The following is a 24867-nucleotide window of genomic DNA, read 5'->3' on the forward strand; positions in this document are numbered from 1 at the left end:
GGCAGCAGCATCCGGCCACCGTCGCCCAATTGCAGGATGCAGTGATGGCCACATTAGCTCAAAAACGCAACGCACCGAAAAAAGTCTTCTCCTACCGCTGGCACGGCGTCAACCGCAAGGGACAGAAGGTCTCCGGCGAGCTGCAAGCCGACAGCATCACCACCGTCAAGGCCGAGCTGCGCAAGCAGGGCGTCAACGTCACCAGGGTCAGCAAGCAGAGCCAGGGGCTCTTCTCCAAGGGCGGCGCCAAGATCAAGCCGATGGACATCGCCGTCATCTCCCGCCAGATCACTACCATGCTCTCCGCCGGCGTGCCTCTGGTGCAGAGTCTTCAGATCATTGCTCGCGGCCACGAGAAAGCGGCGGTGCGCGAGCTCATCGGCCAGATCGCCGCCGATGTGGAAACAGGCACCCCGCTCTCGGAGGCGTTGCGCCGCCATCCTCGCCACTTCGACGACCTCTATTGCGACCTGGTCGAGGCCGGGGAGCAATCCGGTGCCCTGGAGACCATCTACGACCGTATCGCCATCTACCGCGAGAAGAACGAAGCCCTCAAATCCAAGATCAAGAAGGCCATGTTCTATCCGTCCATGGTCATTCTGGTGGCCATCGTCGTCACCTCCATCCTGCTGCTCTTCGTCATTCCCCAGTTCGAGGATATCTTCAAGAGCTTCGGTGCCGAGCTGCCCGCCTTTACCCGGTTCGTCATCGCCATCTCCCGCTTTATGCAGGAGTGGTGGTACGCCATCTTTGGCGGCGCTGCTCTCGCCGTCTTCCTCTATGTGCGGGCCTGGCGAAAATCCCAGAAGGTCAGGGACAACACGGACAAGTTCATCCTCACCATTCCCGTGGTGGGCAACATACTGCACAAGGCGGCCATGGCCCGTTTTGCCCGCACCCTCTCCACCACCTTCTCCGCCGGTATCCCGCTGGTGGATGCCCTGGTCTCGGCGGCCGGAGCATCCGGCAACTATGTCTATCGCACTGCGACCATGGCCATTCGCAACGAGGTGGTGGCCGGCATGCAGATCAACGTCGCCATGCGCACCGTGGATCTTTTCCCCGACATGGTGACCCAGATGGTGATGATCGGTGAGGAATCCGGCGCCATCGACGACATGCTCTCCAAGGTCGCCGCCATTTTCGAACAGGAGGTGGACGACATGGTCGACGGCCTCACCAGCCTGCTCGAACCCATCATCATGGTGGTGCTCGGGGTGCTGGTCGGCGGCATGGTAGTAGCCATGTACCTCCCCATTTTCAAGCTGGGCTCTGTGATACACTGACCACCTCGACAGAGGGCCGGGCGGTGCATTTCCCCCGGCCATCTGTCATCCCCGTTCCCGACACAAGCGATTGATCTATGGTGCCTTTGATCGAACTGGCCCAGGGCTTGCCCTGGCTCTATCTCTCCTTGATTTTCCTTTTCTCCCTGATGGTGGGCAGCTTCCTGAACGTGGTGATCCATCGCCTGCCCATCATGATGGAGCGGGCCTGGCATGCCGAATACAGCGACTATTTCGGTGACGGTGAAGAGACTCCTCCTGCAACCGGACGATACAACCTCATGGTACCTCGCTCCCGCTGCCCCCACTGCGACCACCCCATAGGGGCGCTGGAGAACATTCCCCTGCTGAGCTGGCTATGGCTCAGGGGGCGCTGCCGCAACTGCCACGCCCCCATTTCGGCTCGCTATCCCCTGGTCGAGCTGCTCACCGCCCTGCTGTCGGTCTCGGTAGCAGCCGCGCTTGCCCCCGGCTGGGGCACTCTTGCCGCTTTGTTGCTCACCTGGACATTGGTCGCACTGACCTTCATCGACCTGGACAAGATGCTCTTGCCGGATCAGCTCACCCTGCCCCTGCTCTGGGGTGGCCTGCTGTTCAATCTGGCGGGCGGTTTCGTGCCCCTGGCCGATGCGGTGGTCGGCGCCATGGCGGGCTATCTGGTGCTCTGGAGCCTCTACTGGGCCTTCAAGCTGCTGACCGGCAAGGAAGGGATGGGCTACGGCGACTTCAAACTGCTGGCGGCGCTGGGAGCCTGGCTGGGATGGCAAGCCTTGCCCATCGTGCTGCTGCTCTCTTCGCTGGCGGGCGCCATCATCGGCATCGGTCTCATCCTGCTGCGCAACCACCACCAGGGCAAACCCATTCCCTTTGGCCCTTATCTCGCCATCGCGGGCTGGATAACGCTGCTGTGGGGCGATAGCATCACCCGCTGGTATCTTGATGTCGTGCTCTAGCAAAAGGATCTCTGACCCATGTATGTAGTCGCAATCACAGGGGGAATCGGCAGCGGCAAGACCACGGTTGCCAACCGCTTTGCCGAGCTGGGCATCGAGGTGGTGGATGCGGACATCATCGCCCGCGAGGTAGTGGAGCCCGGCACCCCTGCTCTGGCTGCCATCGCCGCCCATTTTGGCCCGGATGTCGTTGCCCCCGATGGCCAGCTCGATCGCCGCCGGCTGCGAGAGCGGATCTTCACCGACTCACAGGCCAAGGAGTGGCTCAATGCCCTGCTCCATCCCCTCATCCGCAGCGAGATGCTGCGCCAGTGTGCGGCAACCCGCTCCCCCTACTGCCTGCTGGTCGTCCCCTTGCTGGTGGAAAACAGGCTCACTTCCCTCGCCGATCGGGTACTGGTGATCGATGTGGACGAAGCGACGCAAATCAAGCGTACCTGCCGCCGCGATGGCGTCAGTCGGGAACAGGCCCAGGCGATACTGGCGTCCCAGGCGAGCCGCAGCGAGCGCCTGGCGATGGCCGACGACGTCCTGGACAACCAGAGTGGTACGAGTGAGACCATCGGGCAGCGAATTTTCGCCCTGCACCAGACATATCTGGCATTTGTCTCTCAACAAGCCCACCAACTGTGAGTACACTAGGCCGGTTTATGGCTGGCCAGGATTAGGCATGATTTACGATTTTCCCCTCAATGAAAAAAGCCGGACCTATCTTCGTCTGGAGTCCCTGTTTTCCCAGATCCGCGACAATCTGGAGAGTGACCAGTCCTGGGCACATATCGCCTTCTTCAAGGGGTTGTTCGATTTGCAGGAGTTGCTGGAGCGTGGTGACCTGCGCGCCGATCTCATCAAGGATCTGGAGCGCCTCGGCCAACGCCTGAGCCACTGGGCCAGTCTGCCTGACGTCGATCTCGAGCAGATCCAGCGGATGCAGCAGGAGAGTACCCAGCTCTCCCGCAACCTGCTGAACTCCCCGCGCCCCGGCGCCCGTCTGAAAGAGGATCGCCTGCTCGGCTCCATTCGTCAGCGCTTCTCCATTCCGGGTGGTCTGTGCGCCTTCGATGTGCCGCAACTGCACCACTGGCTGGCGAACCCGGCCGTCACCCGCCACCAGCAGATGCAGCAATGGCTGAGTGACATCACCCTGCTGATGAACGCCATCTCCCTGTTGCTGCGCCTGTGGCGCGAGTCGGGCAACTTCAGCGACCAGGTGGCCACCAACGGCTTCTTCCAGGATACCGCCGAAGGGGCTGAACTGATCCGCATCCGTCTGGCGGGCACCCAGCCCTGCTATCCGACCCTGAGCGGCCACAAGAACCGCTTCGCCCTGCGCTTCCTGCCGACGACGGAACAGCAGATCGGCGACGTCTCTTTTCAGCTCGCCTGTTGTTGAGGAGCGCCCCATGGTGACCAAGGTAAAGTGCCCGACCTGTCAGAGCGAGATCGAATGGGGTCCGCAGAGCCCGTTTCGCCCCTTCTGCAGCAAGCGCTGCCAGCTGATCGACCTCGGCGAGTGGGCGGATGAACAGAAGCGTATCCCGGGCGAGATCAACCCGGATCTGCTGCCCGACCCGGAACAGGGCGATCCCTGGCAATAAACACTTCACGATCAAAAAAGGGCCCTCAGGCCCTTTTTCGTTGGTATCGATCCTTTCAGGCAAGCGAGGCCTGCAACCGCGCGACGATGGGGCCGTTGGCATCCGGGAAGCGGTATTCGTGCAGCGAGGCCAGTGGCACCCAGCGGCACTCCTGCCCCTCCTTGCCAAAGGGCTCGCCGTGGAAGCGGGTCACCTTCCAGATATCCAGCAAGACCTGCTTGTCGGGGTAGTCGTGGTGCAGCTCCATGAAGGGGGCGCAGTCCTGTACCCGGATCCCTATCTCTTCCCACAATTCCCTGTCCAGCGCGGTGAGCAGATCCTCCCCCGACTCCACCTTGCCACCGGGAAACTCCCAGCGATCCCCCTGATGGCGATCGGCTGAGCGTTTGGCGATGAAGATATCGCCCCGTTCGTTCTCGATGACGCCCACCGCCACCCAGATCCGTTTCTTCTGTTCCATCATTGTCCTCAGCGTAAACACGGCAAACGGGCGATCCAGGGGGCAAGCCGAATGGCCTGCTGATCCCCCCGGGCCCTGAAGAGATCCTGCCCGACATGCTCATTGCCCGGCGGCGCAACCTGCGGCCAGGGCACCGCACCGGGCGGAGTGAAACAACGATCGTGTACCCGCGCGCTCTGGCGCAGATAGCGCCATAAACAGTCTCGCAAGAACCACTGGTCGATGTTCGGTGTTTCCATGGTACTGGGCTGATAGCTCGCCATCAGCGGCGCAAGGGGAGGCAGCACACCGGCCACACCGCCCCACATGCCGGCCAGCACCAGATCGGTGTGGCTCCACCAGTCACGCATGATATGGAACCAGCGCCCCGATGCAAGCCAGTCATCGACCGAAAGCCGCTCCCGCAGATTCAGCACGGAGTCCGCATCGCGCACAAGAAAGCGCCCCACTCCGGGATCATTGGCGACCTGGAAGCGCCAGCAGAGGCGCTGACGCTGGGATTGGCCATCGGGCTGCACCTTTATCTCGGCGCCATGTTCTTGCAGGCAGGCCAGAAACCCCTGAGGGACACTGCCATCCACATAAAAACGCACCCGCCAGCCCGGATAGAGGTAAGCTGCGGCCAGCACATTGTCGAGCGCTCCCCGCAAATAGCGGGGCTGTACTCCCCACAAGGAGAAGGCGATGACTGCCTGCTTCTCCCCCTGCTCCGCGAGCCAGTCATCCGGCCCCTCTGCCGGCAGCACCCACCCCGCGACAGGCTGCGAGACGGCCTCATCCTTGAGAGTCAGGGCACGGGTTCCCGCTTGTGCCGCTTCTTCATGGCGTCCTAGCTTGGCAAGGGAAGTGCAAAGCCCGTCATGGACCAGATAATCATCCGGCTCGCGCCGCACCAGTTCGACCAGGTGCATCACGGCCCGCTCATGTTGTTCGGAGCGCGAGAGGCAGACACAGAGATTGCGCAGCACCTCAGTGTTATCGGGCGCGGACCGGTACGCCAGCGTCAGCACCTGGGCCGCCGAGGCGGGATCGCCGGACAAAAAGAGGTAATAGGCAAACTGCAGTTGCAGGGGAACAGATTTGTTCGTCTCTGCGTTCAGCCTGCTCAGCACACAACGGATCGCCTCCTGGCGTCTCTCCTGCAGCCAGTGCCCATGTGCCTCCCCATCCCATCCCGCCGGCAATCTGCTCATCGTCCCCTCCTTGGTCCGAAAATGAATACACCGCCCGGAGGCGGTGTATTCATCATGGCAGGGTGTCAGGTCAGCTGACCGTGACAGTGCTTGTATTTTTTACCCGAACCACAGGGGCAGGGATCGTTGCGCCCGATCTTCTGCTCGTCGCGCACGAAGGTGGTATGGCCCTCGGCCCCACCCGTATCCTCGTCAGCCAGCTGGTTTTCGGCCGTGGCATGGGTGTAGGTACGGGGAGCGGCTTCGGCCTGCTGGCGCTGCTGCTCTTCCATCGCCTCCACATCCCGCTCCTGCACCTGTACCCGGCTCAGGATGCTGACCACGTCGCGCTTGAGGGTCTCCAACATCTGGGTGAACAGATCGAAGGATTCGCGCTTGTACTCCTGCTTGGGGTTCTTCTGGGCGTAGCCGCGCAGATGGATGCCCTGGCGCAGGTGATCCATGGCCGCCAGGTGCTCCTTCCACAGACCATCCAGCGTTTGCAGCATCACCGCCTTCTCGAAGTTGCGCAGCACCTCCTTGCCGACCAGCTCTTCCTTGTGGGCATAGAGCTTGGTGGCTTCATCCAGGATGCGTTCGCGCAGCTTCTCTTCATACAGCTTGTCGTCTTCCGCCAGCCACTGCTGCAGCGGCAGATCCAGGGCGAAATCGGACTTCAGACGCGCTTCCAGACCCGGCACGTCCCACATCTCTTCCAGGGACTGGGGCGGGATGTACTCATCGATGATGGCGCCGTAGACGTCGTCACGGATGACGTGAATGGTCTCGGAGATGTCGTTGGTGTCCAGCAGTTCGTTGCGCTGCTCGTAGACCACCTTGCGCTGATCGTTGGCCACGTCGTCAAACTCGAGCAGGTTTTTACGGATGTCGAAGTTGCGACCTTCCACCTTGCGCTGGGCATTCTCGATGGCCTTGGTCACCCAGGGATGCTCGATGGCCTCGCCCTCTTCCATGCCCAGCTTCTTCATCATGCCGGTCACGCGGTCGGAGGCGAAGATCCGCATCAGGGTATCTTCCATGGAGAGGTAGAAGCGGGAGGAACCCGGATCACCCTGACGACCGGAACGGCCGCGCAGCTGGTTGTCGATACGGCGGGATTCGTGACGCTCGGTACCGATGATGTGCAGGCCACCGGCCGCCAGTACTTCGTCATGACGCACCTGCCAGGCCGCTTTCAGCTCGGCAATCTGCTCGCTTGACGGGTTTTCCAGCTGGGCGATCTCCGCCTGCCAGTTGCCGCCCAGCACGATGTCGGTACCACGACCGGCCATGTTGGTGGCGATGGTGACGGCGCCGGTCTGGCCGGCCTGGGCGACGATCTCCGCTTCCATGGCGTGGAACTTGGCGTTCAGTACCTTGTGCGGGATATTTTCCTTGGTCAGGATGCCGGAGAGCAGCTCGGAGTTCTCGATGGAGACGGTACCGACCAGCACGGGCTGGCCGCGCTTCACGCACTCGCGAATGTCCTGCACGATGGCCGCGTATTTCTCCTGGGCGGTCAGGTAGACGAGATCGCCCATGTCCTTGCGCACCATCGGCTTGTTGGTCGGGATGACCACGGTATCCAGGCCATAGATCTGCTGGAATTCAAAGGCTTCGGTATCCGCAGTACCGGTCATGCCCGCCAGCTTGTCGTACAGACGGAAGTAGTTCTGGAAGGTGATGGAGGCCAGGGTCTGGTTCTCGTTCTGGATCTTGACCCCTTCCTTCGCCTCAACCGCCTGGTGCAGACCGTCTGACCAGCGACGACCCGGCATGGTGCGGCCGGTGTGCTCGTCGACGATGACGATCTCGTCCTTCTGGACGATATAGTCGACGTTGCGCTCGAACAGGGTGTGCGCGCGCAGGCCGGCATTGACGTGATGCAGCAGGCTGATGTTGGTGGCGGAGAACAGGGAGTCATCCTCGGCCAGCAGTCCCTCTTTCTTGAGCAGCTCTTCCACGAAGATCTGGCCGTTCTCGGTCAGCAGCGCCTGGCGGTTCTTTTCGTCCACCGTGTAGTGGCCGTCGCCGGTGTACTCCTCGGAGTCTTCCTTGTCCTGCTTGACCAGCAGGGGGATCAACTTGTTGATCTGGGTGTACATGGCGGAGCTGTCTTCCGCCGGACCGGAGATGATGAGCGGGGTGCGGGCTTCATCGATGAGCACCGAGTCCACCTCATCCACCAGCGCGTAGTTGAGCGGACGCTGTACACGCTGCTCCGGCGAGAATGCCATGTTGTCGCGCAGGTAGTCGAAACCGAATTCGTTGTTGGTACCGTAGGTGATGTCGGCAGCGTAGGCATCGCGCTTCTGGGACGCATCCATGCCGGGCACGTTGCAGTCCACCGTCATGCCGAGGAAGGCGAACAGCGGGCGGTTGGCTTCCGCATCACGCTTGGCCAGATAGTCGTTCACCGTCACGACGTGCACACCGCGGCCGGTCAGGGCGTTCAGGTAGGCCGGCAGGGTGGCCGTCAGGGTTTTACCTTCACCTGTCTTCATTTCGGCGATGCGGTTGGAGTTCAGCACCATGCCGCCGATCAGCTGGACGTCGAAGTGACGCATGCCGAACACACGGCGGGAGGCTTCACGGACGGTGGCGAACGCCTCCGGCAGCAACTGCTCCAGTGTTTCGCCCTGCTCCAGACGTTGACGGTACTCGGCGGTCTTCGCCTGCAGTTCCTGATCGGACAGTGCCTCGAACTGAGGCTCCATCGCATTGATTTGTTTTACAATTTTGCGCAAAGCCTTGAGCGTTCTGTCATTCCGGCTGCCGATAATCTTGGTGAGCAGTGTGCTAATCATGGGTACCAACTGTTTTGGTTATATAAGCGTTCCGTCACTGGAACCTGAAGAAAAAACCTAACCCCGTCTGGCATTCAGAAAGCGCGCGGGGTTGACCTGACGACCATCTTTCAACACTTCGTAATGCAAATGAACTCCGGTTGCACGACCGGTTCGCCCCATCAGGGCAATCTTCTGGCCCTCATCGACCAGGGTGCCCACATCCACCAGTAACTTGGAATTGTGGGCATAGCGGGTGACCAGACCATTGCCATGGTCAATCTCCACCATGTTGCCAAACTCCGGATGGCGCCCCGCCCAGCTGACAATCCCCTTGCCTGTCGCCAGGATGGGGGTGCCGGGCCTGCCGCGGAAATCCACCCCTTTGTGCATCTTGGCGCGACCGTTGAACGGATCGACCCGCCCACCGAAACCGGAGGAGATCCAGACACGCTCCTGCTTGACCGGTGAGCCGGGGATGAAACCCGCATCGGTGATATGGTGGTTCATGATGAAGGATTCAAGTACCGACAGCTGTTCTTCGCGGCTGCTGAGCTGACGGCTGAGGTGTTCCATGGAATCTTGCAGTTCACCCAGGCTGACTTCCAGGTCTGCATCGTAGGAAGGGCCGCCCATCGGGGGCAGCTCCTTGAAGTTGAACTCCTCGGGATCGAGGTCCGCCTTCTCGGTCAGGCGCTCGCCGAGGGCGTTGAGGCGACCAAGTTGTCCCTGCATGGTGCCCACCTGGGCGGCCAGCATGGCAAGCTGTTCGCGGGCTTCATCGGCCCCTTGCGTGGATTTTTGCTGCTGCGCCAGGGTCAGCGCCACTTCCAGCGCCTCCATTTTCTGCTGCCAGCTCTGCCAGAGCCAGCCGCCCCCCAAGGCCAATACAGTGAAGAGAATACCGCCGACCCAGGCCAGCCGTTGTTTGGGTAAGTGCAACCTGCGGCGCTGCTTACCGTGGAGGATCAGGGTAATACTCATAGAAATCTGTCTTCTCGGTCAGGTGAGGCCAAAGGCCTGCACGGGCAATAAAACCGGGAGATAATCGGTATTAAAGGATGGAATAAACAAATGACAGGACGTCGGTGCGGAGAGATGACCGACGTCCTGTTGCACAGCTATCAGGCCAGAACCAGACCGTTGTCGTAGTAAGCGATAGGCGCTTTGTCGCCCTCACCCTCGAAGGTCACCAGTTCCCAGGCCTCCTGCTGGGCCAGCAGGGCACGCAGCAGCTTGTTGTTCAGGGCATGGCCCGTCTTGTAGGCACGGAATTCACCGATGATACTGCGATTGCACATGTACAGATCGCCGATGGCATCCAGCATCTTGTGCTTCACGAACTCGTCTTCGTAGCGCAGACCATCTTCGTTCAGCACCCGGTAGTCATCCAGCACCACGGCGTTTTCCAGGCTGCCGCCCAGTGCCAGGTTCTGGGAACGCAGGTACTCGATATCACGCATGAAGCCGAAGGTACGGGCACGGCTGATCTCTTTCACGAAGGAGCTGCCGGAGAAGTCCAGCACGCAACGCTGGTTGCGGCCTTCAAACACCGGATGCTGGAAATCGATCTCGAGATCCATCTTGAAGCCGTTGCGATAGGGGTGGAATTCCGCCCACTTGTCGCCGTCTTCAACCCGGATGCTCTGCTTGATCCGCACGAACTGCTTGGGCGCGTTCTGTTCACGAATACCCACTTCCTGCAGCAGATAGATGAACGGATGCGCACTGCCGTCCATTACCGGGATCTCGGGGGCATCAACCTCGACATAGAGGTTGTCGATGCCCATCCCGGCCAGAGCGGCAGACAGATGTTCGATGGTCGACACGCGAACACCGGCTTCGTTCACCAGAGCGGTACAAAGCACAGTATCACGCACCTGATCGGCGTTGGCTGGCAGCGCGACCACAGGATTCAGATCGGTACGCAAGTAAACGATCCCTGTGTTAACAGGCGCCGGACGGAACGTCATAGTGACTTTCCGGCCCGAATGCAGGCCCACACCGGTGGCCTGGACACTCGTTTTCAAGGTTCTTTGTCTAATCATGGGCGTATCCGCTTTAACAGCTCAAATTCCTGACCAGATGGTCGTTGCCGGGCCATCTTAGCACAATCCTTAAGCAACAAACAAACCAGAGCCATCAGAGGCTTAGTCTGCCTGCTTGCGCAGGAACGCAGGAATATCGAGATAATCCGGTTCGCGACGAGCTTGCGGCTCGGCGTTCACCACCTTGGCCGGGGCCTCTTCCATCACGCGAGACTGCAGGGCTTCGCTGATCAGGGGCTGACGGGCCGGACGCTCTTGAACCATGTTGTTCTTGACCAGAGTGATGTCGGGCTTGCGCTCGGCACCGATACCGGTCGCCACTACGGTAACGCGCAGTTCGTCGTGCATTTCCGGGTCGATTACGGTACCCACCACCACGGTGGCGTTCTCGGACGCGAAGGCCTTGACCGCGTTACCCACGGTCTCGAACTCTTCGATGGTCATGTCCATGCCAGCAGTGATGTTGACCAGGATGCCGCGGGCACCGGCCAGATCCACGTCTTCCAGCAGCGGGCTGGAGATGGCCTTCTCGGCCGCTTCTTCGGCACGGTCGTCACCGGAGGCGGAGCCGGTACCCATCATGGCGGTACCCATCTCGCGCATCACGGTACGCACGTCCGCGAAGTCGACGTTGATGAGGCCCGGGCGGGTGATCAGCTCGGCGATGCCCTGTACTGCACCCAGCAGAACGTCGTTGGCCGCCTTGAAGGCGTCCAGCAGGGAGATGCCGCGACCCAGCACCTTCAGCAACTTGTCGTTGGGGATGGTGATCAGTGAGTCGACGTTCTTGGAGAGCTCTTCGATGCCGTGAGCGGCGAAGCCCATCCGCTTCTTCCCTTCGAAGGAGAACGGTTTGGTCACGACGGCAACGGTCAGGATACCCATCTCGCGGGCCACTTCGGCCACGATCGGGGCAGCACCTGTACCAGTACCACCACCCATGCCGGCAGCGATGAACACCATGTCGGAACCGGTCAGCAGCTCGCGCAGCGCTTCCCTGTCTTCCATGGCGGCGTCACGACCCACTTCCGGGTTGGCCCCGGCACCCAGACCCTTGGTGATGCCACCGCCGATCTGCAAGGTGGTATTGGCACTGGAGTTGCGCAGTGCCTGGGCGTCGGTGTTCACGGTGATGAACTCGACACCTTCGATGTTTTGACGAACCATGTGCTCGACTGCGTTGCCGCCGCCGCCACCCACACCTATCACCTTGATGACGGCTTCGTCAGTGTGGCTATCCATAAATTCAAACATGTTGTCTCTCCGCTTTATTTGCCTGACTCAGCAAAATCTTTAGAACTCGCCACGCAACCAGTTGCTGACCCGTTTGACCAGCCCACCTACGCTTGCCTTGGCGGCATATTCCTTGTTACTGCCGGTGGATTGGTTGGTGCGGCCGTACTGCAACAACCCGACCGCAGTCGAGTACACCGGTGCCTGTACGTAGTCACTCAATCCCCGGATATTCATGGGCTCGCCCACCCGGACCTGGCTCTGGAAGATCTGCTCTGCGCACTCCACAATGCCTTCGATCTGGGCCGCGCCACCGGTCAAGACCACACCGGCGGCCAGCTGATGCTTGACCCCCTGTGCCTTCAATTCGCTCTGCACCCGCACCAGCTCGTCATTCACCATGGAGAGCAACTCGGTGTAACGGGGTTCAATCACTTCCGCCAGTGTCTGCCGTTGCAGGCTGCGCGCCGGGCGACCGCCGACACTGGGCACTTCGATATTGTCTTCCTTGCTGACCAGGCGGCCGAGGGCACAGCCATAGCGCACCTTGATCGCCTCCGCATCCAGCGGCGGCGTGCCGAAGGCATAGGCGATGTCGCTGGTCACCGTGCTGCCCGCATAGGGAATCACCTTGGTGTGGCGCAGGGCGCCGCCGGTAAACAGCGACATGTCCATGGTGCCACCACCGATGTCCACCACGCAGACACCAAGCTCCTTCTCGTCTTCGGTCAGCACGGCGTAGCTGGAGGCCAGGGCGGAGAAGATCAGCTGATCCACCCGCAGACCCACCTTCTCAACGCACTTCTCGATGTTGCGCGCCATGTCGTTGTGGCAGGTGATGAGATGCACCTTGGCTGCCATCCGCACGCCGGAGAGGCCGACCGGGTTCTTGATCCCTTCCTGATAGTCGATGGCGAACTCCTGGGGCAGCACGTGCAGCACCCGGAGCTCGTCAGACAACCGCACCGACTTGGCGGTGTGGATGACGTTGTCCACATCCTCCTGGGTCACCTCTTCGTCGGAGATGGGCACCATGCCGGTCTCGTTGCGGCAATCGATGTGCTTGCCGGACAGCCCCAGATAGACAGAACTGATCTGGCAGTCTGCCATCATCTCGGCCTCTTCCACCGCGCGGCGCAGGGACTTGACCACGGAGTCGAGGTCATTGACCCCGCCCTTCTCCATACCGCGAGAAGCGTGGCTGCCCATGCCGATGACATTGAGTTCGCCATCAGGCAATACTTCGCCAACCAGTACCGCCACCTTGGTCGTGCCGATATCCAGTCCGACAATCAAATTTCTATCTGCGGTGTTGGTCATTCACTTTCTCTTCGCTTTTCTTCCAGCCAACTGCCATCCCGGTGTCGTATCGAAGATCCACGTAAGCAACCCGCTCACGGGGCTCGATGACCGGAAAGGCATCGATAAACCGCTGCAGACGAAGCGCGATATCCGAGCGCCCCACAAACAGCTGAATGTTGCCATCCAGGGTCAGTTCCCAGGCATGGCGGGGGGTCAGATTCACCCCCAGCAACTTGTATCCCTTGGCCGCCAGCAGCGTTTCGTACTGATGGCTGGCTTCCAGCACCTTGGCGGCCTGATCATCGGGCCCGGACAACTGCATCAGGGGCTTCTTCACCCTGTCCGGGGCACTGAATACCTCACCCTTGGTGTTGACGAAGCCGTTGCCGTTCCAGCGAGCCGCCACATCCTGTTCCGTGAGATAGACCTTTATCTTGTTCGGCCACTTCTTTCGTACCGAGACCTGGGCCACCCAGGGCAGAGCGTTCAGACGCGCCTGCAATTCGTTCACATCCAGCTCGAAGAAGTTGCGAAGTTCGGCACCATCCAGCACGGCAGCACGCAACTCATCGGCCTTCAAATATTCGTGTTGCCCCTGCAGCAACAGCTCGCTCATGGGCAACCGACTGGCATCCGTCAGCCAGTCTTTAACATCCAGCGCAGTCTGGTAGAACCCCCACATGACCAGGATGAAAAATGCCACCCCGGCGATGAAGCCCCCCTTGGTGCGCCCTTGTGCCCTTGCCTCCACCCGATCGATCCCCGTAAAACGCGCCATGCCGGCCACTTGCAGACCGGTTCGCCATTATATAGGCCTCGGCTTGGCGGTCAAAATACTCATTGGGCCCTCAGGCACCGGATTTCATGCTATCCACGCTCAATTTCATCTCGCCGAGACGACGGGCCAGCGCACCGACGTTACCCGCCCCCTGGGTCAATACCAGATCCCCCTCGCCAATCAGGTCGGCCAGCACCGCGGGCACATCATCCGGCGTTGCGACAAAGATGGGCTCCAGGGTGCCGCGGGAGCGGATGGAACGGCACAAGGCACGGCCATCGGCACCGGGGATGGGCTCCTCACCGGCGGCATAGACCTCCAGCATCACCAGCACGTCCACCTTGGAGAGCACGTCCGCGAAATCTTCGTAGAGATCCCGGGTCCGGCTGTAGCGGTGCGGCTGGAACACCATCACCAGCCGCTTCTCGGGCCAGCCGGCACGAGCGGCGTTGATGGTCACCTTCACTTCGCTCGGGTGATGGCCGTAATCGTCCACCAGCATGGCCTTGCCACGGCCGGTTTCAAACTCGCCATATTGCTGGAAGCGGCGCCCCACCCCTTCAAACTTGGAAAGTGCCTGGATGATGGCCTCGTCGCCGATGCCGTCTTCGGTTGCCACCGCGATGGCGGCGGCGGCGTTGAGGGCGTTGTGGATACCGGGCAGGTTGAGAGTCACCTCCAGCTCACCCGCCCCTGCACGGCGCACCCGGAAGCGGCTGCGATTGCTGGTCTGCACGAAGTCCAGCACCTGCACATCGGCATCATCGCTCAGACCGTAGGTGAGGGTAGGACGGGCGATCTCCGGCAGCATACCGCGGATCACGGGGTCATCCACGCACACCACGGCCAGGCCGTAGAACGGCAGGTTGTGCAGGAAATCGATGAAGGTGGCCTTCAACCTGGAGAAATCGCCGCCATAGGTATCCATGTGATCCGCTTCAATGTTGGTCACGATGGAGACCATGGGTTGCAGATGCAGGAAGGAGGCGTCGCTCTCGTCCGCCTCGGCAATCAGATAACGGCTGCTGCCCAGGCGGGCATTGGTGCCGGCGCTGTTGAGCAGACCGCCGATGACGAAGGTGGGGTCGCGATCCGCCTCTGCATAGATGCTCGCCACCAGACTGGTGGTGGTGGTCTTGCCGTGGGTCCCGGCGATGGCGATACCGTGACGGAAGCGCATCAGTTCCGCCAGCATTTCGGCGCGGCGCACCACGGGAATACGCAGCTCGCGGGCAGCCAGCAGTTCGGGGTTGTCCTGCTTGATGGCGGTGGAAACCACCACCACGCTGGCACCGTCCACATGCTCGGCACTGTGACCGACAAAGATGTGTGCGCCCAAAGAGGCCAGGCGTTCGGTCACCCCGTTGCGGGCCAGATCCGAGCCGGTCACCTGATACCCTTCATTGGCAAGCACTTCCGCAATACCGCCCATACCGGCGCCACCGATGCCGATGAAGTGGATGCGACGCACGCGGCGCATTTCGGGGATAACGGTACGCAGTTTTGCCAGTTCAACCTTGGTCATAGTTCTTTCTCAATTCGCGGCCACAGGCCACTTTCATTCGGTGACACATGTATTCGAGGAGCGGGTGGGTGGCTTTGGCCAGCACCCCGTCCGTCAATCTCGTTCGACTCACCCTGTCGCGAGCCGTTTGCACTCATCGGCAACCCGTTCGGCGGCATCGATGATGGCGACCCGGCGCGCGGCCTGGGCCATGTTCAACAGGGTTTCCCTGCGCCCGGCGAGCCAGGAGAGACGGGCGGCCAGCGCCGCCGGCGTCAGCTCGGACTGGGGCAGGAACTCGGCCGCACCGCCGTCGACCAGGGTCAGGGCGTTGCGGGTCTGGTGATCGTCCACCGCATGGGGCAGGGGCACGAAGATGGCGGCCACACCGGCGGCGGCCACTTCGGAGACGGTCAATGCGCCGGCGCGGCACACCACCAGGTCCGCCCAGGCATAGGCATCCGCCATGTCCTTGATAAATTCACTCACCTCGGCCTCGACCCCCAGCCCGGCATAGGAAGCAGCCACGGCCTCCCCGTTGCCCTTGCCGCACTGGTGACGCACCTCGATGGGCACACCGGCAGCTGCAACCGCAGGAGGCACCTGCTCGTTGAGGACCCGGGCCCCCAGGCTGCCACCGACCACAAGCAGGCGCAGAGGATCGCTGCTGCTGCGCAGTTGGGGATCCGGCAGCGCCACCACCTCGGGGCGCACCGGGTTGCCCACCACGGCGGTACGGACATTGGGGGCGAAGGCACCGGGGAAGGCCATCAGTACCCGCCTGGCGATACGGGCCAGCAGCTTGTTGGTCAGGCCGGCGGCGGCATTCTGCTCGTGCAGCAGCAGCGGAATGCCGGACAGCCAGGCGGCCACGCCACCCGGGCCGGAGGCGAAGCCCCCCATGCCCAGCACCACATCGGGCTGGATGGTCTTGAGCACCTGGCGGGCCTGCAGCACGGATTTGATGACACAGTAGGGCGCCGCGAGCAGACGCTTGATGCCGTTGCCACGCACCCCCTGGATGTCGATGAAGGAGATGGGATAACCATGGGCAGGCACCAGCTCCGCCTCCATCCGGTCGGCAGTGCCGAGCCAGTGGATGGTCCAGCCCTGGGCCTTGAGGCGATCGGCGACGGCCAGGCCGGGGAACACATGGCCCCCGGTACCACCCGCCATCACCAGTAACGTCTTGCTCACGCAACCTCCCGCACGCGCGCCTGGGCACTCGCCTGGCGCAACTCGAAATCGATACGAATCAACATGCTCACCGCCACCATCATGATGATGAGACTGGAGCCGCCATAACTGACCAGCGGCAGGGTCAGCCCCTTGGTAGGCATCATGCCGCTGGCGGCACCGACGTTGACGAAAGTCTGGAAACTGAACCAGATGCCGATGCCGATGGCCAGATAACCTTCATAGAGCCGCTCGGCCACCAGCGCCTGGTGACCCAGCTTGAGCGCCTTCACCGCCAGCGCAAAAATCAGGAAGAGTGCGCCAAGCACCCCCACGTAGCCCAGCTCTTCGCCCAGAATGGCGAACACGAAGTCGGTGTGGGCTTCCGGCAGGTACTCCATCTTCTGGATGGAGTTGCCGAGCCCCTCGCCAAACCAGCTCCCCCGACCAAAGGCCATCAGGGACTGGGTCAGCTGATAGCCGCTGCCAAAGGGATCGGCCCAGGGGTCGAGGAAAGAGGTCACCCGCCGCATCCGGTAGGGCTCCGCGATGATCAGGGTCACCACGGCGCTCACCCCCACCAGGATGAGACCGATGAACTGCACCAGCCGGGCACCGGCCAGGAACAGCATCCCGAGGGAGGTGACGAACATCACCACCACTGACCCGAGATCCGGCTGGGCCAGCAGCAGGATGGCCACCACGAACAGCACCGCCATGGGTTTCATGAAACCGATGAAGCGTTCGCGCACCTCGCTCTGGCGGCGCACCAGATAGCCCGCCAGATAGACGAACAGCGCCAGCTTGCCGAACTCAGCCGGCTGCAAGTTGAAGGGGCCAAGCGGCAGCCAGCGTACCGAACCGTTGACGCTGCGGCCCACCAGCAACACCATCACCAGCAGCACGATGGCCAGCAACAACATGGGGCCGTTGTAGTGCTGCCAGCGTGCCATGGGTACCTGCAACACGAACCAGGAGATACCCAGCGCCATCACCAGGAACATGCCGTGGCGCTTCACGAACATGAAGGGATCGTTGTTGATGGCGATCCCCTCAGGAATGGAAGCTGACGCCACTATCACCAGCCCGACGCCCATCAGGGCGAGAGCCAGTACCACCAGCTGCCGATCGTAGAGACCGGCGGGGCGCGCCGGTAGCAACCAGCGCTGCAAGAATCCCGCAACCACGCGCAGGGCGTTCATAAGCCCATCACCAGTTCGGTGAAGCGATCGCCGCGCGCTTCAAAGGATTTGAACTGATCCAGGCTCGCGCAGGCCGGCGCCAGCAGCACCCAGTCACCGGGCCTGGCATCGACCGCCGCCTTGGCGACAGCAGCGTCAAGATCGGCAACCCGCTCGGTCTGTTCGCCCAAGGCCAGCAGCACCTCGGCATCCTGGCCAAAGCAGTACATGTGATCGATCTGGCTGCCGAGCAGGGCCTGCACCGGGCCGAAGTCCTGCCCCTTGCCTTGGCCACCGGCCAGCAGCAGCAGGCGGCCCTTGACCGCTTCACGTACCCCGGCCACGGCGGCCAGGGTCGCCCCCACGTTGGTGGCCTTGGAGTCGTTGATCCAGCGCACCCCATTTACCTCCCGCACGAAGCGGGCACGGTGAGGCAGGCCTTCAAAGCGGCGCAGCACGGCAAGTTGTGCCTCGCGGGGAATGCCCACCGCATCGCACAGGGCCATGGCCGCCAGGGCATTGGCCTGGTTGTGGGCACCCACTATCTTCATCTCGTCCACCGCCAGGAGCGGCTCGCCGTGCAAGGTCAGCCAGTGACGGCCCTCCAGCTCGCAGCGACCGTAGCCGTTGCAGTCGAGGCCGAAACTCTGCCACACCTGACCCACATCGGGCAGGGTCTGGGGATCGTCGCGATTGATCAGGATGTGCTGGGAGTGCTGATGGATCTCCATCTTGGCGGCGCGGTAATCCGCCATGCCGGCATAGCGATCCATATGATCTTCACTGAGGTTCAGGACCACGGAGGCGGCGGCCCGCAGGCTGTAGGTGGTCTCGAGCTGGAAGCTGGAGAGCTCCAGCACGCAGAGATCCATGGGCTGCTTGAGGAGTGACAGCGCCGGGGTGCCAATATTGCCCCCCACACCGACCTTGAGTCCCGCCTCGGCGATCATCTCACCCACCAGGGTGGTGACCGTGCTCTTGCCGTTGGAACCGGTGATGGCGATGACGGGCGTCTGGGTTTCACGCACGAACAGTTCGATGTCACCGACGATGCGCACCCCGAACTCGGCGGCGGCCTTCAACTCCGGAGTCGCCAGGGCGATGCCCGGGCTGGCCACTATCATGTGCGCCTGCTTGAGCCGCTCCGCGTCCAGCCCGTGGATGAGCTCCACCTCGGGGGGAAGCTCGTCCTTGCCCGGCGGGTTGGCACGGGTGTCCATCACCAGCGGCGTGACGCCGCGGTCGAGGAAGTAATCGACGCAGGAGAGTCCGGTTTTGCCGAGTCCGATGATGATGACCATGGCTTACCTCACCTTCAGGGTGGCGAGGCCAAGCAGCACCAGCATGAGGGTGATGATCCAGAAGCGCACGATGACGCGCGGCTCCGGCCAGCCCTTCTTCTCATAGTGGTGATGGATGGGGGCCATGCGGAAGATCCGCACGCCGCGCAGTTTGTAGGATCCGACCTGCAGGATCACCGAGACGGTCTCCATCACGAAGACGCCCCCCATGATCACCAGCAGGAACTCCTGGCGCACCAGCACGGCTATGGTACCGAGCGCGCCGCCCAGGGCCAGGGAACCCACGTCCCCCATGAAGACCTGGGCCGGGTAGGTGTTGAACCAGAGGAAGCCCAGGCCCGCGCCCACGATGGCGGTACAGACGATCACCAGTTCGGAGGTGTAGGGCACGTAGGGAATGTGCAGGTAGTTCGCGAAGTTGACGTTACCGGTCGCCCAGGCGATCAGGGCGAAGCCCCCCGCCACCATCACGGTGGGCATGATGGCGAGGCCATCCAGGCCATCGGTCAGGTTGACCGCGTTGGAGGTACCGACGATGACGAAGTAGGTCAGCAGGATGAACATCAGGCCGAGCTGGGGCATCACATCCTTGAGGAAGGGGACCACCAGCTGGGTCTGACCATCGTGGGTGGCCGTGGCGTAGAGGAAGACTGCCACACCCAGCGCGACCGCGGACTGCCAGAAGTACTTCCAGCGGGCGATGAGGCCATCGGTGTTCTTGCGCACCACCTTGAGATAGTCATCGGCAAAACCGATGGCGCCATAGGCCCCCAGCACGAACAGCACCAGCCAGACATAGGGGTTGTCGAGGCGGCACCAGAGCAGCACAGAAGTGAAAATGGCTGCAATGATCATCAGGCCGCCCATGGTCGGGGTGCCCTTCTTGCTGAGGTGGGATTCGGGACCGTCGTTGCGGATCACCTGGCCGAACTTCATGATCTGCAGGCGACGGATGAGGCGCGGCCCCATCCAGAGCGCCACCACCAGACCGGTGATGATCGACAAGATGGCGCGAAACGTCAGGTAGGAGAAGACGTTGAAGAAGGTGAAGTGCGGGGTGAGCAGTTCCGCCAGCCAGACTAGCATGTGGCTGACTCCTGATGGCCCTTGACCATCTCGACGATATCTTCCATGTGGGAGCCGCGGGCACCCTTGACCAAGATCGCGATTTCTTGATGTGTATTTATCATTTGCGCAAGCACTTCAAACAACGACGCCTTGTTATCGAAATGTCGGCCAGCCGCGGCATCTGCGGTGTGGCGACTCTGTTCCCCTACGGTCAGCACGGCATCGAGGCCCTGCTCACGGGCGTGGTGTCCGACCCGGGCATGCTGCGCGGCGGACTCCTCACCCAACTCTTTCATGTCACCGAATACCAGCACCTTGTAGCCGTTCATGGCGGTCAGGGCATCGATACCCGCCAGCACGGACTCCACGCTGGCGTTGTAGGTGTCATCCACCAGAGTGAGGCCACCCCAGCGTTGCACGCAGAAACGGCCCTTGACCGGCGCCATCTGCTCCAGCCCCGCCTTGACGGACGCAAGCGATGCGCCCAGGGCCAGGGTACCGGCGGCAGCAGCCAGGGCGTTGGCCACGTTGTGGCGACCCGGAATGGCCAGGGTCAGATTCACTTCTCCCTGGGGCGTCACCATCACGAACCCGGCACAACCCTGCTCGTTGAGCACGATGTCGCGGGCGTGGAACGGCTGACGCGGATCCTCAAGGGAGAAGGCGCAGTGGATGCCCTTTTCACGCCACTTCGGCCAGAACTCGTTGTCGGCATTGACGATGGCGGTGCCGCCCTCGCCTAACCCTTCGAAGATTTCGCTCTTGGCATGGAACACCCCTTCCAGGGAGCCAAAGCCTTCCAGGTGCGCGGCAGCGACGTTGTTGATGATGGCGGCGTCGGGTCTGGCGAGCGACGTGGTCCAGGCGATCTCGCCCGGGTGGTTGGCTCCCAGCTCCATCACCGCGAACTGGTGTTGCGGCTCGAGGCGCAGCAGGGTCAGCGGCACCCCCACCTCGTTGTTGAAGTTGCCGGCGGTGGCCAGCACCTCCCCTTCACAACGCAGGATGGCCGTCGCCATCTCCTTCACCGTGGTTTTGCCACAGCTGCCGGTGATGGCGAGCACTTTCGGATTGATGCGCTCGCGCACCAGCCTGCCCAGACGCCCAAGCCCCTTGAGGGTGTCGCCCACCACCAGTTGTGGAATGGCCAGCGGCAATTCGCGCTCCACCAGCAGGGCACTGGCGCCGGCGGCAACCGCCTGGTCGCAGAAATCGTGGGCGTCGAAACGCTCGCCGCGCAGGGCCACGAACAGCGCCCCCGCGCCCAGAGTACGGGTGTCGGTGCTGACCGCCGTGATCTCATGGTCGCCCCCGATCAGACGGGCATCGAGCACCTGCGCCAGGTCGGCAAGCCTGAGGGTCATCATTTGAATGACTCCATTAATGTGTGCAAGGCGGCTGCGACGGTTTCCCTATCGCTGTAGTGCCGCTTGTCGGTTCCAATGATCTGATAATCCTCGTGGCCTTTGCCGGCCACCAGGATGATGTCGTCTTTGCTCGCTTGGCTCAGTGCCAACTGGATTGCCTTGGTCCTGTCGTGCTCGATCTGCACGGCGCCGGGATCGCGAAGACCCGCCACCATGTCGGCCATTATCCGGGCCGGCTCCTCGGTACGGGGATTGTCGTCGGTCAGGATCACGCAGTCCGCATGCTGCTCCGCCATGGCAGCCATCATGGGACGCTTGCCGCGATCCCTGTCGCCGCCGCATCCCACCAGGCACCAGAGCCGGCCGTGACAGTGCACCCGCAGGGCCTGCAATGCCTTCTCCAGCGCATCCGGGGTGTGGGCGTAATCGACCACGGCGAGCGGCGCATCGCCACCGCCGAAGCACTCCATGCGACCGGTCACCGGTTGCAGTCTGGGGGCCGTCGCCAGCAGGTCATCGAAGTCGTAGCCGAGCACCAGCATGGCACCCATGGCGCCCAGCACGTTGCTGACGTTGAAGCGGCCGAGCAAGGGGGCGGATAATACACCATTCCCCCAGCTGGAGTTAATGCGCGTATCAAAACCTTGTTGGTGGAAGTGGGGATCCTGCGCCGTCAGTTGTCGTCCGGCATGGTTTTCAATCGGACCATGAACCCCGAAGGCCACTGCACCGGGATAGGTCGCCAGCCATTGCCGTCCCAGATGGTCATCGGCGTTGATGACGGCGCAAGGCTCATCCACCAGCTTCAGCAGCTCCTCCTTGGCGGCGGCATAGGCCTCCATGGTGCCGTGATAGTCCAGATGATCCCGGCTCAGGTTGGTGAAGACTGCCGAGGCAAACGGCAGGGCCGCCACGCGATGCTGCACCAGACCGTGGCTGGAGACCTCCATCGCCACCAGATCGGCCCCCTGCTGCTGCAAGGCGGCCAGATTGGCCTGCACCTGGACCGCGCTGCCCGTGGTGTTCTCTGCTTCGATGAGCTCGCCAAACAGACCGTTGCCTATGGTGCCCATGACCCCGGCCTTGCCCCCCAGCAGGGTGCGCCAGTTGGCCACCAGCAGGGCCGTGGTGCTCTTGCCGTTGGTGCCCGTGATGCCCACCAGTTGCAACTTTTGCGCAGGGTGACCGTAGAAATGGCCGGCCAGCTCGGAGAGACGAGCGGGAAGATCCCTCATGCCGATGCAGGGGATCTGGGTCGCCGGAGGGACGAATTCTCCGTCCTCCTCAAACAGCACGGCGGTCGCTCCCTGAGCCACCGCCTGTTCGATGAAGCGCCTGCCATCCACCTGATGGCCACGAATCGCCACGAAGAGCGAGCCGGGACCGACCCGCCGGCTGTCGAGCTGGAGATCGTTGAGGGAAAGCGCCGGGGCATCGATGCCGAAGCGGCTCATCAGTTGATCAAGTGTGCGGGGCGGCATGGGAAGCCTCCGAAAATGCGGGAATGCGGGCGCTCGTACACGCCATGGAAAACGCCCCGACAGCAGCGGGGCCGATGGAAAAAACCGGATGCCCGTCAAGTACGCGGTGCGCCATTGTTGGCCTCCGTGCGGGCAAGCTTGGCGGGCACCTCGGGCGGGATCGCATCGGGACGGATGTTGAAGAGCTGCAACACGCCTCCCATGGCCTCCGCAAAGGGCGGGGTCGCCACGGCACCGCCGTAGTAGGCATCCCCCTTGGGCTCGTTGATCACCACCACCATGACGAAACGGGGATTGCTGGCTGGCGCGAAACCGGCAAACCAGGCCATGTAGTCCTTGCCATAGCCCCCAGCCACGGCCACCTTGGCGGTACCACTCTTGCCACCGACCCGATAACCGGGGATCTGGGCCTTGGGAATGGCATTGCTGACCACGTACTCCAGCGCCTGCAACATGGCAGCGGCGTTGTTGTGATCGATGACCTGCTCACCCTTGGGCGGCTTGGTCACCTTGATGATGGAGAGCGGCACCCGCTTGCCCTTGTTGGCCAGGGTGGCGTAGGCGGAGGCCAGCTGCAGCGGGGTCACTCGCAGACCATAACCGAACGACAGGGTGGCTCGCTCGATGTCGGACCAGCGGCGACGCTGGGGCAGCATGCCGCTGCTCTCCCCCATCAGGCCGCTGCCGGTGTCCATGCCGAATCCCACCATGCTCAGGGTATTGATCATCTCCTGGGCCGGCATCCGCAGCGCGATGCGCGACATGCCGATGTTGGAGGAGTAGCGCAGGATGTCGTACAGGTTGGTCGCCTTGTGGATACTCACGTCACGGATCTGCTTGGCCCCGATAAAGAGGGGGCCGCCCGGGATGAAGTCCTTCCAGCTGGTGACACCGGCTTGCAAGGCACTAAGCAAAATCAATGGCTTGACCGTGGAGCCCGGCTCATAGGTATCGGTCACCACCCGGTTTCGCACCCGGAAACTCTGGTACTGGCCGCGGTTGTTCGGGTTGTAGGAGGGGGTGTTGACCATGGCGAGCACCTCGCCGGTCTTCACATCCAGCATCACCATGGAGCCGGAGGTGGCCTTGTTCTCGTCGGTAGCCCGTTTGAGGGCGCGATAGGCCAGCGCCTGCACCCGCTGATCGATGCTCAGTTGCAGATCGTTGGCGTGCTTGCCCTCTTTCACCAGGCCCAGGCGCTCGATGACGCGGCCCTGCCTGTCCTTGCGCACCCGCATCTCGCCAGGGGTTGCGGTCAGCCACTCGTTGTAGCTGCGCTCAATCCCCTCGATGCCGCTGCCATCGATGTTGGTCACCCCCACCAGGTGGGAGCTTATCTCGCCGGTCGGGTAGAAACGGCGCGCCTCGGGGCGCAGATAGATGCCCCCCAGCTTCAACCCCTTGATGTACTCGGCCACCGCAGGCGTCACCTGTCGCTGCAGATAGACGAAGCGCTTGCTCGGGTTGGCGATGCGATGCTTGAGGGTGTTGATGTCGAGCTTGAGCACGGCGGAGAGTGCCAGCCAGGCACGCTCGTTGTGGATGGCACCGGACTCGTGCACCGTCTTGGGATCGGCCCAGACCGCTTCGACCGGCACGGATACCGCCAACTGTTCGCCATTGCGGTCCGTGATCATGCCGCGCACCGCCTGGGTGGAGGTGGTGCGCAGGGAGCGCATATCCCCCTCCTGGCGCAGTCTGTCCGGATCGATCACCTGGATCCAGGCCAGCCGCAGGATCAGCCCCGCAAACGCGATGCCGATGAAGAAAACCAGGGTACGAAAGCGCCACGGGTAGAGTGAGGGTGCTTTCGCCTTGGCTTTGTCCTTTGCCGGAGCCTTGGTGGCGGCCTTGCGTGTCATGGTTGTGTAATTACCTTTTCAGTGGTCACCAGGGGACGAGCCATCTGCAACTTGTCCATGGCCAGACTCGCCACCCGGGAGTGCTCAGCCAATGTGCCCTGTTCCAGCAAGAGGTGGCGCCACTCGATGTTGAGCCTGTCCTCCTCCGCCATCAGATCGTTCTGCTTGGCCGTCAGACCCCGGGTCATGTTGGTCACCAGGATCACCGCAAAGGCGGTGACCAGCACGGCGACGGTCAACAGGACCTGCAACTTGTGGCGCCAGAGATCCGCAACGATCTCCCTGGCGAGGTGAACGCGCACGTCGCTCAT

Annotated in this window: 22 protein-coding genes; 5 read left to right on the forward strand and 17 right to left on the reverse strand. The window is 62.2% G+C overall.

What is annotated here, in order from left to right; all coding sequences use genetic code 11:
• Window positions 1-44 precede the first annotated feature (44 nt).
• The 5 genes from PG896_RS00760 to yacG all read left to right on the forward strand — a co-directional run bounded on the left by PG896_RS00760 (window position 45) and on the right by yacG (window position 3837).
• Window positions 45-1286, forward strand: a complete 1242-nt coding sequence (locus tag PG896_RS00760) for a type II secretion system F family protein (protein WP_010675822.1) — start codon at window positions 45-47, stop codon at window positions 1284-1286.
• A gap of 77 nt (window positions 1287-1363) precedes the next feature.
• A complete protein-coding gene (locus PG896_RS00765) occupies window positions 1364-2239 on the forward strand; it encodes a prepilin peptidase (RefSeq protein ID WP_119197036.1) in 876 nt (291 codons plus the stop codon).
• An 18-nt stretch (window positions 2240-2257) separates the two neighbouring features.
• Window positions 2258-2872 (forward strand): dephospho-CoA kinase, encoded by a 615-nt coding sequence (gene coaE, locus PG896_RS00770; protein ID WP_270835299.1) that lies wholly within the window; start codon window positions 2258-2260, stop codon window positions 2870-2872.
• Window positions 2873-2909: 37 nt separating this feature from the next.
• The gene (gene zapD / locus PG896_RS00775; protein ID WP_270835300.1) at window positions 2910-3632 is read left to right on the forward strand and encodes a cell division protein ZapD; all 723 of its coding nucleotides are present in this window, start codon (window positions 2910-2912) and stop codon (window positions 3630-3632) included.
• 10 nt (window positions 3633-3642) lie between these two features.
• Window positions 3643-3837, forward strand: coding sequence for a DNA gyrase inhibitor YacG (gene yacG, locus PG896_RS00780; protein ID WP_039040499.1), 195 nt, complete (start codon window positions 3643-3645; stop codon window positions 3835-3837).
• Between the two features lie 55 nt (window positions 3838-3892).
• On the opposite strand, the gene mutT is transcribed toward yacG, so the two are convergent.
• The 17 genes from mutT to ftsL form a co-directional block, all read right to left on the reverse strand.
• Complete coding sequence (mutT, locus tag PG896_RS00785; RefSeq protein ID WP_171864957.1) at window positions 3893-4297, reverse strand: 8-oxo-dGTP diphosphatase MutT; 405 nt, start codon at window positions 4295-4297, stop codon at window positions 3893-3895.
• 8 nt (window positions 4298-4305) lie between these two features.
• The gene (locus tag PG896_RS00790) at window positions 4306-5490 is read right to left on the reverse strand and encodes a tetratricopeptide repeat protein (protein ID WP_270835301.1); all 1185 of its coding nucleotides are present in this window, start codon (window positions 5488-5490) and stop codon (window positions 4306-4308) included.
• Window positions 5491-5555: 65 nt separating this feature from the next.
• Window positions 5556-8276 carry a preprotein translocase subunit SecA gene (secA, locus tag PG896_RS00795; protein ID WP_041211791.1) on the reverse strand — a complete coding sequence of 907 codons (2721 nt, stop codon included), beginning with the start codon at window positions 8274-8276 and terminating at the stop codon, window positions 5556-5558.
• A 57-nt stretch (window positions 8277-8333) separates the two neighbouring features.
• A complete protein-coding gene (locus PG896_RS00800) occupies window positions 8334-9239 on the reverse strand; it encodes a M23 family metallopeptidase (RefSeq protein WP_039040495.1) in 906 nt (301 codons plus the stop codon).
• 140 nt (window positions 9240-9379) lie between these two features.
• Window positions 9380-10303 (reverse strand): UDP-3-O-acyl-N-acetylglucosamine deacetylase, encoded by a 924-nt coding sequence (lpxC, locus tag PG896_RS00805; protein WP_010675831.1) that lies wholly within the window; start codon window positions 10301-10303, stop codon window positions 9380-9382.
• Window positions 10304-10405: 102 nt separating this feature from the next.
• Entirely contained in the window at window positions 10406-11557 is a 1152-nt protein-coding gene (gene ftsZ / locus PG896_RS00810) for a cell division protein FtsZ (RefSeq protein WP_005305686.1), read from the reverse strand.
• Window positions 11558-11596: 39 nt separating this feature from the next.
• Window positions 11597-12856 (reverse strand): cell division protein FtsA, encoded by a 1260-nt coding sequence (gene ftsA / locus PG896_RS00815; RefSeq protein WP_010675832.1) that lies wholly within the window; start codon window positions 12854-12856, stop codon window positions 11597-11599.
• Window positions 12837-13589, reverse strand: coding sequence for a cell division protein FtsQ/DivIB (locus PG896_RS00820; protein ID WP_270835323.1), 753 nt, complete (start codon window positions 13587-13589; stop codon window positions 12837-12839). The genes ftsA and PG896_RS00820 overlap by 20 nt, the downstream gene beginning before the upstream one ends.
• A gap of 97 nt (window positions 13590-13686) precedes the next feature.
• Window positions 13687-15141, reverse strand: coding sequence for a UDP-N-acetylmuramate--L-alanine ligase (gene murC / locus PG896_RS00825; protein WP_041211792.1), 1455 nt, complete (start codon window positions 15139-15141; stop codon window positions 13687-13689).
• Between the two features lie 108 nt (window positions 15142-15249).
• Complete coding sequence (murG, locus tag PG896_RS00830; protein WP_270835302.1) at window positions 15250-16317, reverse strand: undecaprenyldiphospho-muramoylpentapeptide beta-N-acetylglucosaminyltransferase; 1068 nt, start codon at window positions 16315-16317, stop codon at window positions 15250-15252.
• Window positions 16314-17498 carry a cell division protein FtsW gene (gene ftsW, locus PG896_RS00835; RefSeq protein WP_010675836.1) on the reverse strand — a complete coding sequence of 395 codons (1185 nt, stop codon included), beginning with the start codon at window positions 17496-17498 and terminating at the stop codon, window positions 16314-16316. The genes murG and ftsW overlap by 4 nt, the downstream gene beginning before the upstream one ends.
• Window positions 17495-18778 carry a UDP-N-acetylmuramoyl-L-alanine--D-glutamate ligase gene (gene murD, locus PG896_RS00840; protein WP_041211794.1) on the reverse strand — a complete coding sequence of 428 codons (1284 nt, stop codon included), beginning with the start codon at window positions 18776-18778 and terminating at the stop codon, window positions 17495-17497. Before murD ends, ftsW begins: the two co-directional genes overlap by 4 nt.
• Before the next feature lie 3 nt (window positions 18779-18781).
• Window positions 18782-19864, reverse strand: a complete 1083-nt coding sequence (mraY, locus tag PG896_RS00845; protein ID WP_010675838.1) for a phospho-N-acetylmuramoyl-pentapeptide-transferase — start codon at window positions 19862-19864, stop codon at window positions 18782-18784.
• On the reverse strand, window positions 19858-21213 hold the full coding sequence (murF, locus tag PG896_RS00850) for a UDP-N-acetylmuramoyl-tripeptide--D-alanyl-D-alanine ligase (RefSeq protein WP_180907142.1): 1356 nt from the start codon (window positions 21211-21213) through the stop codon (window positions 19858-19860). Before murF ends, mraY begins: the two co-directional genes overlap by 7 nt.
• Window positions 21210-22694 carry a UDP-N-acetylmuramoyl-L-alanyl-D-glutamate--2,6-diaminopimelate ligase gene (gene murE, locus PG896_RS00855; RefSeq protein WP_210555973.1) on the reverse strand — a complete coding sequence of 495 codons (1485 nt, stop codon included), beginning with the start codon at window positions 22692-22694 and terminating at the stop codon, window positions 21210-21212. Before murE ends, murF begins: the two co-directional genes overlap by 4 nt.
• A 95-nt stretch (window positions 22695-22789) precedes the next feature.
• Window positions 22790-24556, reverse strand: coding sequence for a peptidoglycan glycosyltransferase FtsI (locus tag PG896_RS00860; RefSeq protein WP_010675841.1), 1767 nt, complete (start codon window positions 24554-24556; stop codon window positions 22790-22792).
• Window positions 24553-24867, reverse strand: coding sequence for a cell division protein FtsL (gene ftsL / locus PG896_RS00865; RefSeq protein WP_010675842.1), 315 nt, complete (start codon window positions 24865-24867; stop codon window positions 24553-24555). The genes PG896_RS00860 and ftsL overlap by 4 nt, the downstream gene beginning before the upstream one ends.

Source organism: Aeromonas sp. QDB30, assembly GCF_027707645.1.
GTDB classification, from domain to species: Bacteria; Pseudomonadota; Gammaproteobacteria; order Enterobacterales; family Aeromonadaceae; genus Aeromonas; species Aeromonas caviae.

Bases quoted from the DNA above. Each gene is read 5' to 3' on its own strand.
- mraY (WP_010675838.1), bottom strand. From the start codon at position 19,864: ATGCTAGTCTGGCTGGCGGAACTGCTCACCCCGCACTTCACCTTCTTC.
- PG896_RS00860 (WP_010675841.1), bottom strand. From the start codon at position 24,556: ATGACACGCAAGGCCGCCACCAAGGCTCCGGCAAAGGACAAAGCCAAG.
- PG896_RS00790 (WP_270835301.1), bottom strand. From the start codon at position 5,490: ATGAGCAGATTGCCGGCGGGATGGGATGGGGAGGCACATGGGCACTGG.
- PG896_RS00765 (WP_119197036.1), top strand. From the start codon at position 1,364: ATGGTGCCTTTGATCGAACTGGCCCAGGGCTTGCCCTGGCTCTATCTC.
- ftsW (WP_010675836.1), bottom strand. From the start codon at position 17,498: ATGAACGCCCTGCGCGTGGTTGCGGGATTCTTGCAGCGCTGGTTGCTA.
- PG896_RS00760 (WP_010675822.1), top strand. From the start codon at position 45: ATGGCCACATTAGCTCAAAAACGCAACGCACCGAAAAAAGTCTTCTCC.
- secA (WP_041211791.1), bottom strand. From the start codon at position 8,276: ATGATTAGCACACTGCTCACCAAGATTATCGGCAGCCGGAATGACAGA.
- ftsL (WP_010675842.1), bottom strand. From the start codon at position 24,867: ATGAGCGACGTGCGCGTTCACCTCGCCAGGGAGATCGTTGCGGATCTC.
- murE (WP_210555973.1), bottom strand. From the start codon at position 22,694: ATGCCGCCCCGCACACTTGATCAACTGATGAGCCGCTTCGGCATCGAT.
- murD (WP_041211794.1), bottom strand. From the start codon at position 18,778: ATGGTCATCATCATCGGACTCGGCAAAACCGGACTCTCCTGCGTCGAT.
- murC (WP_041211792.1), bottom strand. From the start codon at position 15,141: ATGACCAAGGTTGAACTGGCAAAACTGCGTACCGTTATCCCCGAAATG.
- mutT (WP_171864957.1), bottom strand. From the start codon at position 4,297: ATGGAACAGAAGAAACGGATCTGGGTGGCGGTGGGCGTCATCGAGAAC.
- PG896_RS00800 (WP_039040495.1), bottom strand. From the start codon at position 9,239: ATGAGTATTACCCTGATCCTCCACGGTAAGCAGCGCCGCAGGTTGCAC.
- ftsZ (WP_005305686.1), bottom strand. From the start codon at position 11,557: ATGTTTGAATTTATGGATAGCCACACTGACGAAGCCGTCATCAAGGTG.
- lpxC (WP_010675831.1), bottom strand. From the start codon at position 10,303: ATGATTAGACAAAGAACCTTGAAAACGAGTGTCCAGGCCACCGGTGTG.
- coaE (WP_270835299.1), top strand. From the start codon at position 2,258: ATGTATGTAGTCGCAATCACAGGGGGAATCGGCAGCGGCAAGACCACG.
- zapD (WP_270835300.1), top strand. From the start codon at position 2,910: ATGATTTACGATTTTCCCCTCAATGAAAAAAGCCGGACCTATCTTCGT.
- murF (WP_180907142.1), bottom strand. From the start codon at position 21,213: ATGATGACCCTCAGGCTTGCCGACCTGGCGCAGGTGCTCGATGCCCGT.
- ftsA (WP_010675832.1), bottom strand. From the start codon at position 12,856: ATGACCAACACCGCAGATAGAAATTTGATTGTCGGACTGGATATCGGC.
- yacG (WP_039040499.1), top strand. From the start codon at position 3,643: ATGGTGACCAAGGTAAAGTGCCCGACCTGTCAGAGCGAGATCGAATGG.